Source organism: Nocardioides sp. Z13_37 (assembly GCF_058355585.1).
In genome coordinates, this window is record NZ_JBZGDV010000006.1 from 178,807 (window position 1) to 192,988 (window position 14,182).

11 protein-coding genes are annotated in these 14,182 nt (G+C 73.3%); 5 read left to right on the forward strand and 6 right to left on the reverse strand.

The window, feature by feature from the left end:
• Positions 1–11 precede the first annotated feature (11 nt).
• Complete coding sequence (locus AC4H2S_RS15315) at positions 12–1,703, forward strand: FAD-binding dehydrogenase (RefSeq protein WP_491497834.1); 1,692 nt, start codon at positions 12–14, stop codon at positions 1,701–1,703.
• 3 nt (positions 1,704–1,706) lie between these two features.
• On the opposite strand, the gene AC4H2S_RS15320 is transcribed toward AC4H2S_RS15315, so the two are convergent.
• The gene (locus AC4H2S_RS15320) at positions 1,707–2,663 is read right to left on the reverse strand and encodes an AraC family transcriptional regulator (RefSeq protein ID WP_491497835.1); all 957 of its coding nucleotides are present in this window, start codon (positions 2,661–2,663) and stop codon (positions 1,707–1,709) included.
• A gap of 80 nt (positions 2,664–2,743) precedes the next feature.
• Here AC4H2S_RS15320 and AC4H2S_RS15325 point away from each other — a divergent pair, with 80 nt between their 5' ends.
• Positions 2,744–3,283 carry an anthrone oxygenase family protein gene (locus tag AC4H2S_RS15325; protein ID WP_491497836.1) on the forward strand — a complete coding sequence of 180 codons (540 nt, stop codon included), beginning with the start codon at positions 2,744–2,746 and terminating at the stop codon, positions 3,281–3,283.
• A gap of 15 nt (positions 3,284–3,298) precedes the next feature.
• Here the strand turns inward: AC4H2S_RS15325 and AC4H2S_RS15330 are convergent, their stop codons facing one another.
• Complete coding sequence (locus tag AC4H2S_RS15330; RefSeq protein WP_491497837.1) at positions 3,299–3,997, reverse strand: TetR/AcrR family transcriptional regulator; 699 nt, start codon at positions 3,995–3,997, stop codon at positions 3,299–3,301.
• 125 nt (positions 3,998–4,122) lie between these two features.
• Here AC4H2S_RS15330 and AC4H2S_RS15335 point away from each other — a divergent pair, with 125 nt between their 5' ends.
• Together AC4H2S_RS15335 and AC4H2S_RS15340 are read left to right on the forward strand one after the other, a co-directional pair.
• Entirely contained in the window at positions 4,123–5,103 is a 981-nt protein-coding gene (locus AC4H2S_RS15335) for an NAD-dependent epimerase/dehydratase family protein (RefSeq protein ID WP_491497838.1), read from the forward strand.
• A gap of 62 nt (positions 5,104–5,165) precedes the next feature.
• A complete protein-coding gene (locus tag AC4H2S_RS15340) occupies positions 5,166–8,558 on the forward strand; it encodes a pyruvate carboxylase (protein WP_491497839.1) in 3,393 nt (1,130 codons plus the stop codon).
• Here AC4H2S_RS15340 and AC4H2S_RS15345 read toward each other — a convergent pair.
• The 4 genes from AC4H2S_RS15345 to lpdA form a co-directional block, all read right to left on the reverse strand.
• Complete coding sequence (locus AC4H2S_RS15345; RefSeq protein WP_491497840.1) at positions 8,545–9,483, reverse strand: SGNH/GDSL hydrolase family protein; 939 nt, start codon at positions 9,481–9,483, stop codon at positions 8,545–8,547. The two genes, AC4H2S_RS15340 and AC4H2S_RS15345, sit on opposite strands and share 14 nt — an antisense overlap.
• The gene (locus tag AC4H2S_RS15350) at positions 9,480–10,718 is read right to left on the reverse strand and encodes a SpoIID/LytB domain-containing protein (RefSeq protein WP_491497841.1); all 1,239 of its coding nucleotides are present in this window, start codon (positions 10,716–10,718) and stop codon (positions 9,480–9,482) included. The genes AC4H2S_RS15345 and AC4H2S_RS15350 overlap by 4 nt, the downstream gene beginning before the upstream one ends.
• 97 nt (positions 10,719–10,815) lie before the next feature.
• Positions 10,816–12,207, reverse strand: coding sequence for an NAD(P)H-quinone dehydrogenase (locus AC4H2S_RS15355; protein ID WP_491497842.1), 1,392 nt, complete (start codon positions 12,205–12,207; stop codon positions 10,816–10,818).
• Between the two features lie 10 nt (positions 12,208–12,217).
• Positions 12,218–13,621, reverse strand: coding sequence for a dihydrolipoyl dehydrogenase (gene lpdA / locus AC4H2S_RS15360; protein WP_491497843.1), 1,404 nt, complete (start codon positions 13,619–13,621; stop codon positions 12,218–12,220).
• 67 nt (positions 13,622–13,688) lie between these two features.
• On the opposite strand from lpdA, the gene AC4H2S_RS15365 reads away from it, so the two are divergent.
• Positions 13,689–14,141, forward strand: coding sequence for a gamma-glutamylcyclotransferase (locus AC4H2S_RS15365; protein WP_186341381.1), 453 nt, complete (start codon positions 13,689–13,691; stop codon positions 14,139–14,141).
• Positions 14,142–14,182: the final 41 nt, after the last annotated feature.

Here is a 14,182-nt window from a genome sequence, read left to right on the forward strand (position 1 = left end):
CAGGAGCCCGAATGAGCGAGACCTTCGTCCCCGACGTCATCGTGGTCGGCGCCGGCCTCGCGGGCCTGGTCGCCACCCACGAGCTGGCCCTGGCGGGCAGGCGGGTGCTGGTGCTCGACCAGGAGAACCGCCACAACCTCGGCGGACAGGCCTGGTGGTCGCTCGGCGGGCTGCTGTTCGTCGACAGCCCCGAGCAGCGCCGGATGGGCATCACCGACTCCCCCGAGCTGGCCTGGCAGGACTGGCAGGGCTCCGCGCAGTTCGACCGGCTCGGTGACGGTACCGACGGCCCCCGGCGCGGCGAGGACTTCTGGCCGCAGCAGTGGGCGCGGGCGTACGTCGACTTCGCCCACCGCGAGAAGCGCGACTACCTGCGCGCCCTCGGCCTGCGCTCGCTGCCCTTCGTGGGCTGGGCCGAGCGCGGTGACGGCCGCGCGGGCGGCCACGGCAACTCCGTGCCGCGCTTCCACCTCACGTGGGGCACCGGCCCGGAGGTGGTGCGGATCTTCGCCGAGCCCGTGCAGCGCGCCGAGGAGCGCGGGCTGGTGCGGTTCGGCTTCCGCCACCGCGTCGACGAGCTCGTCGTCGAGGACGGCGCGGTGGTGGGCGTACGCGGCACGGTGTTCGTCGAGGACGACGCCGCGCGCGGCGTGCGGTCGAGCCGCGGCGCGGCCGGCGACTTCGAGCACCGCGCTCCCGCCGTCGTCGTGACCTCCGGCGGCATCGGCCACAACCACGAGCTGATGCGCCGCAACTGGCCCACCGACCGCGTCGGGCCGGCACCGGAGCACCTCATCTCCGGCGTGCCCGCCCACGTCGACGGCCGGATGCAGGGCATCGCCGAGACCGCCGGGGCGAGGATGGTGAACCGCGACCGGATGTGGGCCTACGTCGAGGGCATCCACAACTGGGACCCCGTCTGGCCCGACCACGCCATCCGGATCCTTCCCGGTCCGTCGTCGATGTGGTTCGACGCCACCGGGAAGCGGCTCGAGGGCATGTCGGGCGTGCCCGGTGCCGACTCGATCGGTGCGATGAAGCAGGTCCTCGCCGCCGGGCACGACTACTCGTGGTTCGTGCTGACGCAGTCGATCATCGAGAAGGAGTTCGCGCTGTCGGGCTCCGAGCAGAACCCCGACATCACCGGCAAGGACCTCAGGTTCCTCGCGCAGAGCCGCCTCGCCAAGGGCGCGCCCGGCCCGGTCGAGGCGTTCAAGGAGCGCGGGGTCGACTTCGTCGTCGCCGACACCCTCGAGGAGCTGGTGAGCGGGATGAACGAGCTCTCGCGCGGGCCGCTGCTCGACGCCGACCAGCTCCGCACGCAGGTCGAGGCGCGCGACCGCCAGGTCGCCAACCCGTTCGCCAAGGACGTGCAGGTGATGGCGATCCACAACGCCCGCCGCAGCCGCACCGACCGGCTGATCCGCGTCGCCAAGCCGCACGCGATCCTCGACCCGGCCCACGGCCCGCTCATCGCCGTACGCCTCAACATCTTGTCCCGCAAGACGCTCGGTGGCCTGGAGACCGACCTCGACGGCCGGTGCGTCGCGGCGGACGGCAGCCGGGTCGCGGGCCTGTACGCCGCGGGCGAGGTCGCCGGGTTCGGTGGCGGCGGGGTGCACGGCCACAACGCGCTCGAGGGCACCTTCCTCGGCGGCTGCATCTTCTCGGGGCGAGCGGTCGGGCGGGCGCTGGCGCGCTGAGCCCTACGTCGCCCGGGCCGTGGGGGTCCCGCCCGCCCGCCGGTGGTCGCGCGGGCTGATCCCCCGCTCGCGCTTGAACGCCGCGCTCAGCGCGAAGGGGCTGGCGTAGCCGACCCGGCGCGCGACCGAGGCGAGCGTCGCGTCGGGCTCGAGGAGGAGGTCGGCGGCCAGGCTGATGCGCCAGTCGACGAGGAACGCCATCGGCGGCTCGCCGACCAGCTCGGTGAACCGGCGGGCGAAGCCCGCCCGGGACACCCCGGCGCGCGCGGCGAGGTCGGCCACGGACCACGGGTGCGCGGGATGCTGCTGCATGAGGCGCAGCGCGGGGCCCACGACGGCGTCGGCCTGCGCGGCGTACCACGCCGGCGCCCCGGATCGCGGACGGGCGAACCAGGTGCGCAGCAGGGTGATGAGCACCAGGTCGAGGAGCCGGTCGAGCACCGCCTCCTGTCCCGGGGCGTCCCGCACGACCTCCTCCCCCAGCAGGTCGAGCAGGGGCGTGTCGAGCTCGTCGGCGCGCAGCACCAGCGTCCGCGGCAGGGACCGGACGAGCCTGCGGGTGACCTCGCCCTCGAGCTGGTAGACCCCGGTGAGCAGCACCGTCTCGCCCACGGCGCTGTTGCCCCAGCTGCGCACGCCCTGGCTCATCTCCTCGACCACGACGTGCCCGTCGACGGTGGTGCAGACCTGGCCGGGGTGGATGACGACCTGGTCGGGGGTGCCGGGGTCGTCGGAGATCGTCCAGTGCTCGCCGCCCACCCACACCACGACGTCCCCCGCCGCCAGGCGTACCGGCTCCTCCCCGTCGGGGCGCACCCAGAGGTGACCCCGCACGACGGAGGTCACCGACAGCGGCGCTTCGTCCGCGAGCCGCAGCGACCAAGGCGGGTCGAGCAGGATCCGGAGCAGGAAGGCGCGCCGGGCGCGAGGTCCGTCGAGCAGTCCGGTGAGAGCGTCCATGCCTCACAGTAGACGAACGCACATGCCCGCGCGCTCCTCGACCATGGCGTACCTCCACCCGTCGCGATGGACTGGGTGCCATGCCCAGCAGCCACCACCTCCAGGTCGACACCCTCTCGAGCACCGTCGCCGCCAGCGCCCCGCACGGATCCGTCCTCGCCGTCACCGTCGCCGCGACGCTGGTCGCGGGGCTGCAGGCGGGCACCTACTTCACGTGGGCCACCGGCGTGATGCCCGGCCTGGCGCGGGTGGACGACCGCACCTTCGTGTCCACCATGCAGCAGGTCAACGTCGCGATCGTGAACCCGGTCTTCCTCACGACCTTCGTCGCGGCGCCCGTCCTCGCGGGCGCCGTCACGGTCCTGGGCGGAGGCCAGGCGCGGCCCTGGGCGATCGCGGCCACGGCGCTGGCGGTGGCGACCGTCGCGATCACCGCCGCCGGGAACGTCCCGCTCAACGACGCCCTCGCGGCCGCCGGGCGCGTCGACGCGATCGCCGACCTCGCCGCGGTCCGCGCGGACTTCGAGTCGCGCTGGGTCGCGCTCAACATCGCGCGCTGCCTCACCTCGGCCGGCGCCCTGAGCTGTCTCGCCGCGGCCGCCCTGCGGCTCAGGGGCTGACGGGATCGGGGGCGCTCACCCCAGCCCGACGGTGCCGACCAGCACGTCGAGGTGGTGCTCGAAGACCTCCTCGGGGTCGGTGAACGTGTCGGCTCCGTACTGGCCGAACACCTCGAACGACACACAGCCGAACAGCGCGGCCCACGCGAAGAGGCCGCGGGCGACCAGCCGGTCGGGCGCGGAGATCTGCACCTCCTCGCGGATCCGGGCCAGGTCGCGCGACAGCCGGGGCGGCTCCAGCGGCGCGTCGTCGACCACGATCGCGCCCGCGCGCCACGCGTCGTCCCACACCTCCACGAGCCGCACGACCACCCGCGTGCCGGGCCCGGTCGTCCGCTCGGCCGGCGCCTCGTAGCCGGGCACCGGGCTGCCGAACAGCAGGGCGTACGTCGCGGGCTCGCGCAGCGCCCACGCGCGGGTGGCCCGGGCGATCGCGCGCATGCGACCGGCGTGGTCGCCCCGGTCCACGCCGGCCAGCGCCGCGTCCACGGCGTCCCCCAGCTCGTCGTAACCGTCGACGACCAGCAGCGTGAGCAGCTCGTCGCGGCTCGCGACGTAGCGGTAGACGGCCGACGAGACCACCCCGAGGTCGCGGGCGACCGCCCGCAGGGACAGGGCGGCGGCACCGTCGGTGGCGAGGTGCTCACGACCGATCCGCACGATGTCGCGCATCGTCTGCTCGCGGGCCCGGGCGCGCGGCGTGGTCTCAGGCATGCCTCGAGTCTCGCACATCCGTGAGCATGAGTGGCGAAAGAGAGCGGTGCTCTTGCTTTTGTCGTCGGACGTCGCCATGATGGTCGAACCGAGAGCACCGCTCTCTCTTTCCTGAGGAGATCCGCATGAGCGCCACCGCCCACCCCACCCACCCCGTCCACCCGATCCACCCCGTCCATGTCGTCACCGGAGCCGGCCCCGTCGGCTCGACCGTCGCCCTGCAGCTGGCCGACGCCGGCCACCGGGTCCGCCTGCTGACCCGCTCGGGCAGCGGCCCGGTCCACCCCCTCGTCGAGCGGCGCCGCGTCGACGTCTCGCGCCCCGAGGCGCTGGACGACGCGTTCGCCGGTGCGGTCGCGGTCCACCACTGCATCCACGGCTCCGCGTACGACGCCCGCGTCTGGCGCGCCGAGCTGCCGCAGGCCGAGCGGGTCGTGCTCGAGGCGGCGGGACGGGTGGGGGCCGTGGTCGTCTTCCCCGAGAGCCTCTACGCCTACGGCCCGGTGGCGGGGGTGATCACCGAGTCCACCCCGCGCACCGCGACCACCGGCAAGCTCGGGGTCCGCACCGAGCTGCTGGCCCGGCGCGACGCCTCCCCCACCCCGACGGTCAGCGTGGCCGCCTCCGACTTCTACGGTCCGCTCGTCCGCAACGCCCACGCGGGCGAGCGGATGGTGCCGACCGTCCTCGCCGGGCGGACCATGCGGGTGCTGGGCAGCCCCGACCAGCCCCACTCGTTCACCTACGTCCCCGACCTGGCGGCGGCGATGATCACGGCCGCAGCGCGCGAGGACCTGTGGGACTCGTTCCTGCATGCCCCCACCGCTCCGGCCCCCACGCAGCGCCGGCTGGTCGAGATGGTGGCCGCGGCGGCCGGCGTCCGGACGCCCCGGGTCGCCTCGATCCCGGTGCCGGTGCTCGGCGCCGCGGGCCTGCTCTCGCGCCAGGTGCGGGAGATGGCGGAGACCGGCTACATGTTCGCGCGCGCGTTCGTCATGGACTCGACCGAGAGCGAGCGCCGGCTCGGCCTCGCCCCCACCCCGCTGGCCGAGGGCGTGGCGCAGACGGTGGCGTGGTGGCGCGAGGAGCAGCGCGGCGCCGCGTGAGCGGCGCGCCCGGGGTACGGACGGGTAACCCAGGTCACACCGCCGGTCGATAGCGTGCGGCCATGTTCTCCAAGGTGCTCGTCGCCAACCGTGGCGAGATCGCAGTCCGGGCGTTCCGCGCCGCGCGTGAGATCGGCGCGCGCACGGTGGCCGTCTTCCCCTACGAGGACCGCGGGTCCGAGCACCGGATGAAGGCCGAGGAGGCCTACCAGATCGGGGAGGTGGGCCACCCGGTGCGCGCCTACCTCGACCCGCAGGCGATCGTCGACGTGGCGGTGCAGTGCGGGGCCGACGCGATCTACCCCGGCTACGGCTTCCTGTCGGAGAACCCCGCCCTCGCCGAGGCGTGCGCCGCCGCCGGCATCACCTTCATCGGCCCCAGCGCCGAGGTGCTCACCCTGACCGGCAACAAGGCGCGGGCGATCGAGGCGGCCCGCGCCGCGGGCGTGCCCGTGCTCGACTCCGTCCCGCCGTCCACCGACGTCGAGGCGCTCCTCGCCGCCGCCGAGCGCATCGAGGCGCCCCTGTTCGTCAAGGCGGTCGCCGGTGGCGGGGGCCGAGGCATGCGGCGTGTCGAGGACCGGACCGACCTCCGCGAGGCGATCGAGACCTGCATGCGCGAGGCGGAGGGCGCCTTCGGTGACCCGACCGTCTTCATCGAGCAGGCGGTCGTCGACCCGCGCCACATCGAGGTGCAGATCCTCGCGGACGCAACTGGCGCCGACGGCGGGGTCATCCACCTCTACGAGCGCGACTGCTCGGTGCAGCGCCGCCACCAGAAGGTCATCGAGATCGCCCCGGCGCCCAACCTCGACCCGGAGCTGCGTGAGCGCATCTGCGCCGACGCGGTCCGCTTCGCCCGCGAGATCGGCTACACCAACGCCGGCACGGTCGAGTTCCTCCTCGACCCCGCCGGGCGCTACGTCTTCATCGAGATGAACCCCCGCATCCAGGTCGAGCACACGGTGACCGAGGAGGTCACCGCCGTCGACCTCGTGCAGTCGCAGATGCTGATCGCGGCCGGCGCCACCCTGGCCGACCTCGACCTGACCCAGGACTCGGTGCGCCCGCGCGGCTTCGCGCTGCAGTGCCGCATCACCACCGAGGACCCCGCGAACGGCTTCCGTCCCGACACCGGCCGGATCACCACCTACCGCTCCCCCGGCGGTCCCGGCGTGCGGCTCGACGGCGGCACCACCTACTCCGGCGCCGAGATCAGTCCCCACTTCGACTCGATGCTGGCCAAGCTCACCTGCCGCGGCCGCACCTTCGAGGCCGCCGTGCAGAAGGCCCGCCGGGCGCTGCTCGAGTTCCGCATCCGCGGCGTCGCCACCAACGTCGGGTTCCTCCAGGCGGTGCTGGCCGACCCCGACTTCGCGGCCGGGGGCGTCACCACCTCCTTCATCGAGGACCACCCCCAGCTGCTCGACGCCAACCCCGGTCGCGACCGCGCGACCAAGCTGCTGGCCTACCTCGCCGACGTCACCGTCAACCAGCCCCACGGCCCCGCCCCCGTGAGCGTCGCGCCGGTGAGCAAGCTGCCGCAGCTCAACCGCTCCCAGCCCGTGCCCGACGGCACCCGGCAGCTGCTCCGCGAGGTCGGACCCGAGGAGTTCGCCCGCCGACTGCGCGCCCAGGACCGGGTCGCGGTCACCGACACCACGTTCCGCGACGCCCACCAGTCGCTGCTCGCCACCCGCGTCCGCACCCGCGACCTCCTCGCGGTCGCCGACCACGTCGCACGCACCACACCCGAGCTGTGGTCGGTCGAGTGCTGGGGCGGGGCGACCTACGACGTCGCGCTCCGCTTCCTGTCCGAGGACCCGTGGGAGCGGCTCGCCGCGCTGCGCGAGGCCATCCCCAACGTCGGCCTGCAGATGCTGCTGCGCGGGCGCAACACCGTCGGCTACACGCCCTACCCGACCGAGGTCACCGAGGCGTTCGTGCAGGAGGCGGCCGAGACCGGCATCGATGTGTTCCGCATCTTCGACGCCCTCAACGACGTCTCCCAGATGCGTCCGGCGATCGACGCCGTCCGCGCCACCGGGACGTCCGTGGCCGAGGTCGCGCTCTGCTACACCGGCGACCTGTCCTCGCCCGGCGAGAAGCTCTACACGCTCGACTACTACCTCCGCCTCGCCGACCAGATCGTCGACGCCGGCGCCCACGTGCTGGCGATCAAGGACATGGCCGGCCTGCTGCGCGCGCCCGCCGCCCGCACCCTGGTCACCGCGCTGCGCGAGCGCTTCGACCTGCCGGTGCACCTCCACACCCACGACACCCCCGGCGGCCAGCTGGCCACGCTGGTCGCGGCGATCGAGGCCGGGGTCGACGCCGTCGACGCCGCGTGCGCGTCGATGGCCGGCGGCACCTCTCAGCCCGCCCTGTCGGCCCTGGTCTCCGCGACCGACCACTCCGCGCGGGAGACCGGGCTGTCGCTGGCCGCGGTCAACGCGATGGAGCCCTACTGGGAGGCGGTGCGACGCGTCTACGCGCCCTTCGAGTCGGGGCTGCCGTCCCCGACCGGACGGGTCTACCGCCACGAGATCCCCGGCGGCCAGCTGTCCAACCTGCGCCAGCAGGCCATCGCGCTCGGCCTCGGCGAGAAGTTCGAGCAGGTCGAGGACATGTACGCCGCCGCCAACGACATCCTCGGCAACGTCGTGAAGGTGACGCCCTCCTCCAAGGTCGTCGGCGACCTGGCCCTGGCGCTCGTGGCCGCGGGCGCCGACCCGGCCGACTTCGAGGCCGACCCCGCGTCGTACGACGTCCCGGACTCGGTGATCGGCTTCCTCAACGGCGAGCTCGGGGACCCGCCGGGCGGCTGGCCCGAGCCGTTCCGCACCAAGGCGCTCGCCGGCCGCACGTGGAAGCAGCCGAGCGAGAGCCTCACCGGCGAGCAGCAGGCCCGCCTCGCCGAGGACCGCCGCGGGGCGCTCAACGAGCTGCTCTTCCCCGGCCCGACGGCGGCGTTCGAGGAGTCGCGCGCCGCCTACGGCGACCTGTCGGCGGTCTCGACGCTCGACTACCTCTACGGCCTGCGTCGCGGCGAGGAGCACCGCGTGCAGGTGCGCGAGGGACGCGAGATGCTGTTCGCCGTCGAGGCCATCAGCGAGCCCGACGAGCGCGGCATCCGCAACGTGATGGCCACCGTCGACGGCCAGATGCGCCCGGTGCAGGTGCGCGACCGCAGCATCTCCGCCGACGTCGCCTCCGCCGAGAAGGCCGACCCGGCCGAGCCCGGCCACGTCGCGGCCCCCTACGACGGCGCGGTGACCGTGGCCGTGGCCGAGGGCGACGCCGTCGAGGCGGGCCAGACGGTCGCGACGATCGAGGCGATGAAGATGGAGGCGGCGATCACGGCCCCCGTCGCCGGCACGGTGCAACGACTCGCGGTGCGCTCCACGCAGGCCGTCGAGGGCGGCGACCTGGTGCTGGCGATCAGCTCTCGTTGACGACGACCACGTCGGGGTCGGGCTCGGCGTGCTCGGTGACCTCGGGGTCCTCGCCCGTCACCTCGCGGTAGACCTCGCTCGCCACGGCGCGCATGCCGTTGACCTTGGGGTGGAACGGCGCGGCGATGCCGGCGCGGAACCGCGGGCCGTTGACCCACGCCCGCCCCTTCGCGCACACGTCGTGGCCATCGGAGACCGCCGCCATGTCGACGTAGGTCGCCCCGGCGGCCCGCGCGCCCGTGCGCAGCGAGTCGTTGAGCAGCCCGGCGACCTCCGCCACCGGCCGGAGGACGTCGGCGGGCACGCCCACGGCGCGGCAGGTGCCGTCGCTCGGCAGGATGTCGGGATAGCCGACGACCAGCACCTCGGCGTCGGGCGCGGCGCGCTTGATGCGTCGCACCGCCTGCTGGATCCGTCCGGCGACCTTGCCCGCGTCGGTGCGCAGCCGGTCGACCGGGCACGCGGCGCCGGCGCCGGCCTGGCACTGGATCAGCGCCTCGTAGATCCCGAAGTCGTTGCCGCCCATCCCGAGGGTGACCAGGTCGGTGTCGGCCGAGACTGCGTCGAGCTGCGGAGGGGTCGTGTTGCCGTCGAACGTCAGCATCGGCTCGTAGAGGTCGGCCGTCGTCGCCGCGGAGCACGTCACGTCGGTGTAGCTCGCGACCTCGAGCCAGTCGGCGAGGAAGGCCGGGTAGTTGTCCTTGGACCGGGCGCAGCCCTGTGGGTCGGTGCGCATCGTGCCGATGAACGGGCCGGCCGAGAACGAGTCGCCCAGCGCGACGTAGTCGATGTCGCTGGTCTCGGTGCCGATGCCGAGGTCGGGCAGGTCGGGCTCGCCGTCACCTGCCGCCTGGCCGGAGTCGCACGCCGAGGCGGCGAGGGCGAGTGCGGCGAGCGCCGCAGCGAGCCGGAAGCGTCGGGTCACTGGCGGGCGGGGCCGTTCTGGCGCGGGGTCACGGCGAAGGTGAACCAGTCGGAGTAGAGGCCGAAGTAGGAGCGGGCGGTGTCGCCGCTGAGGGTGGCCCGGCCGCCGGTGAAGACGAACGCCATCTCGCTCACGCGACCGCCCCAGTCGCCGTTGCCGTCGCGGGAGACGACCTCGATGCCGGTGAGGTCGCCCAGGTCGGGCCAGTGCTTCTCGACCTGCGTGTCGTCGATGGTCGTCGACCACGTGGAGTACTTCGGGTTGGCGACGCCGTCGTACGGGTCGGCCTGCGCCACGAGGTAGGGCATCGACCCGGCCGAGGAGAAGCCGCCGTTGCTGGCGGAGAACTGGGTGAACGCCGGGCGGCCGCCGTGGAAGAGGCCCTGGCGGGCGGTGGCGCGGATGGCCGCGGTGGCGGACGGGTGCTCGACGTCGGCGCCGCCGTAGACCTGGCACAGCGCGGTGTCGCAGAGGTCGTAGTGGGAGGCGGCGGGGTGGGAGCGCTCGAAGGCAGCGTAGGTCCGGGCCGCGACGGACTGGGCGCTGACCGCCGCGGGCTCCCAGAGCGCCGGCACCTCCTGCGGCACGACGCCGCGCAGGTAGGCCTCCATGCCGACGCGGTTGACGGTCTGGCGCTTGCCGCCCTGGCGGGGCGCGACCGACTGCAGGGTGCCGCGGTAGTCGCGCCGGCCGCCGGGCAGCACCAGGGTGAGCCGGCCGTCGGCGGCGCGGAACTCGCCCTCGCCGCGGAACGTCTTCCACGTGCGCCATCCCCCGCCCTTGGTGCGCTGGACCGCGGTGCGGTCGCCCTGCGCGACGAGGCGCCACTTCTTCGCCGGCAGCTGCGGGATCCGCCAGGTGCGTCCGCGGGCGAGGCTGGTGACCTTGAGCCCCCGCTCGGCCACGACCTGGACGTCGCGGCCGGTGTCGGCGGTGATCAGCACGCGGATCTTGCCGCGCACCTGGCCCCACGTGGTGCCGGGGTAGTAGAACTCGTTGATCTGCTGCCAGGTGAGGCCCTGCGTGGCCGCGCCCAGGGCGCCGTACTGCGACATGCCGCGCCCGTGACCGTAGCCGTGGCCGGTGATGGTGATCGCCGTGCTGCCGGGCGTGGTCCAGGCCTCGACGCGCTGGCGCGGCTCGGCCGCCGACGCGGGCGCGGAGACCGCTGCGGGCAGCAGCAGCGCGCTCACGGCGAGCGTGAGCGGCAGCAGCAGGCGGGAACGGGTCTTCATGTGGCTTCTCCCCCGAGGACGAACGTCGAACCCCCGAGGTTACAGGGGGTGCGGGGACGACGGGCCGGGACGGACGGGTCCGAGCCGGCGTCGGGACTCAGACGTGGTGGAGGCGGCGGGCGGCCTCGGCGATCGAGCCGCTCATCGACGGGTAGACCGTGAACGCGTGGGCGAGCTGGTCGGCGGTCAGCGACTCCGCGACCGCCACCGACACCGGATGGATGAGCTCGGAGGCGCGGGGACCGACCACCACTCCCCCGACCACGATGCCGGTGCCGGGGCGGCAGAAGAGCTTGACGAAGCCGTCGCGCACGCCCTGCATCTTGGCGCGGGCGTTGCCGGCCAGCGGCAGGGTCACGACCTCCGCGTCGATCTCGCCGGCGTCGACCGCCTGCTGCGACCACCCGACCGTGGCGATCTCCGGGGACGTGAAGACGTTGGAGGAGACCTTCTTGAGGTCGAGGGGCGCGACCGCGTCGCCGAGGAAGTGCCACATCGCGATCCGGCCCTGCATCGCCGCCACCGAGGCGAGCATCAGCACGCCCGTGCAGTCGCCCGCGGCGTAGATGCCGCGGGCCGAGGTGCGCGAGACCCGGTCGACGGCGATGAAGCCGCCCTCGTCGACCGCCACGCCGGCCTCCTCGAGCCCGAGGTCGGCGGTGTTGGGCACCGAGCCGAGCGCGAGGATGCAGTGGCTGCCGGTGACCGTGCGGCCGTCGGTGAGGGTCACGGTGACCTCGTCGCCGTCGCGGGTGACCGACTGCATGCGCGAGCGGCCGAGCACGTTCATCCCGCGGCGGGTGAGCACGTCCTCCAGCACGGCCGAGGCGTCGGCGTCCTCGCCGGGCAGCACCCGGTCGCGGCTGCTGACCAGCGTCACGTCGATGCCGAGCGAGAGGTAGGCGCTGGCGAACTCCGCCCCGGTGACGCCCGAGCCGACCACGATGAGCTTCTCGGGCACCTCGGTGAGGTCGTAGACCTGCTCCCAGGTGAGGATCCGCTCGCCGTCGGGCTGCGCGCTGGGCAGCGTGCGCGGCGCGGCGCCCGTCGCGACGATGACGGCGTCGGCCTGCAGCGTCTCCTCGCCGTCGGGCGTCGTGGCGACCACCGTCAGGTCGGGGCCGAGGCGGCCGCGACCGGTCAGCACGCGTACGCCGTCGCGGTCGAGACGGGCGGCGATGTCGCTCGACTGGTCGGCCGCGAGCTGCTTGACCCGGGCGTTGACCCGGGCCAGGTCGACGTTGATCGTCGTCGCCGCGTCGCCCTGGAGGTCGTGGAAGTTGACCCCCAGCTCCTGCGCCGTCGCCATGTCGGTCATCAGCTCGGCGGTCGCGATGAGGGTCTTGCTCGGCACGCAGTCGGTGAGGACCGCGGAGCCGCCGACGCCGTCGGTGTCGACCACGGTGACCTCGGCGCCGAGCTGCGCGGCGACGTGGGCGGCCTCGTAGCCGCCGGGGCCACCGCCGATGATGACGATGTGATCACTCATGCAGCACGCCTCAGAGGTTGATCATGTGACCGGCGATGCCGTGGACGGCCTCCTTGACGGCCTCGCCCAGGGTCGGGTGGGCGAACACGTTGCGCGCCACCTCGTCGGCGGTCAGGTCCCACTTCTGGGCCAGGGTCATCACGGGCAGCAGCTCGGTGACGTCGGGGCCGATCATGTGGGTGCCGATGATCTCGTTGTGCTCGGCGTCGGCGACGACCTTCACGAAGCCGAACGCCTCGCCGAGGCCCATCGCCTTGCCGTTGGCCGTGAAGGGGAACGTCGCGGTCTTGACGTCGTAGCCCTTCTCCTTGGCCTGGGCCTCGGTGTAGCCGAACGACGCGATCTGCGGCATGCAGTAGGTCGCGCGCGGCACGAAGTCGTACTCGACCGGCATCGTCTCGGCGCCGTTGATCGTCTCGGCGGCGACGATGCCCATCGCCTCGGCGACGTGGGCGAGCATCAGCTTGCCGGTGCAGTCGCCGATCGCGTAGACGTTGTCGACGTTGGTGCGGCAGTAGTCGTCGATCTCGATGGCACCGCGCTCGGAGACCGCGACGCCGAGGTTCTCGAGGCCGAAGCCCTTCACGCGCGGGGCGAAGCCGAAGGCCGCGAGGAACTTGTCGGCCTCGAGCACCTGCTCGTCGCCGCCCGCCGCGGGCGCGATGGTGACCTTGACGCCCGAGCCGGTGTCCTCGACCTTCTTGACCGCGGTGGAGGTGAGCACCTTCACGCCGAGCTTCTTGTAGTGCTTGAGCAGCTCCTTGGACACGTCGGCGTCCTCGGTGGGGACCATCCGGTCCAGGAACTCCACGATCGTCACGTCGACGCCGAAGTTGGCCATCACGTAGGCGAACTCCACGCCGATCGCGCCGGAGCCGCCGATGACGATCGAGCCCGGCAGCTGGTCGGTGAGGATCTGCTCCTCGTAGGTCACCACGTTGTCGCTGAGCTCCACGCCCGGCACGAGGCGCACCGTGGCGCCGGTGGCGAGGATCAGGTTGTCGAAGGTGTAGCCGGTGGTCTGGCCGTCCTTGTCCTTGACGTCGATGCCGGTCGTGCTGGTCAGGGTGCCCCAGCCGTCGATCTCGGTGATCTTGTTCTTCTTCATCAGGAAGTGGACGCCCTTGACGATGCCGGCGCTCACGTCGCGGCTGCGCTTGTGGGTGGGGCCGAACGCCATGGTGGCGTCGCCCTCGATGCCGAACTTCGCCTTCTCGTGCTGGAGCGTGTGCGCCAGCTCGGCGTTCTTCAGCAGGGCCTTGGACGGGATGCACCCGACGTTGAGGCAGACACCTCCCCAGTACTTCTCCTCCACCACGGCCACCTTCTGGCCGAGCTGGGCTGCGCGGATCGCGGCGACGTAGCCACCGGGGCCGGCGCCGAGGACGAGGGTGTCGAAGTGGGTGTCGGTCACGCCACCAGACTAGTTGTCCCCCGCTCGGAGGGAACACCCGAGGTGGCGGCTGGTTATCGTGTGGCCCGTGACCCTGTACGCCGCCTACGGGACCAACCTCGATCCGGCCCGCATGGGTGAGCGCTGCCCCCACTCGATCCTGCACTCCACGGGCTGGCTCACCGGCTGGCGGCTGACGTTCGGCGGCGAGGAGCACGGCTGGGACGGCGCCCTGTCGACCATCGTCCAGGACCCCTTCGAGCAGGTGTTCGTGGCGGTCTACGACGTGACCCCCGAGGACGAGCGGGCCCTCGACGGCTGGGAGTCCGCCGACACCGGCCTCTACCGCAAGACCAAGGTGCGGGTGCAGACCCTCACCGGCGAGCTGGTCGTGTGGGCCTACGTCCTCGACGCCTACGAGGGCGGCCTGCCGTCGGCGTCCTACCTGGGCGTCCTCGCCGACGCGGCCGAGGCCGCGGGGGCTCCCGAGGACTACGTCGCCGCCCTGCGCCGGCGCGCCTGCCGCTCCACCGGGCTCTGAGCGCCGGGGGCCGGGCTCGGGAACGGGTCCGTCTAGAGTTC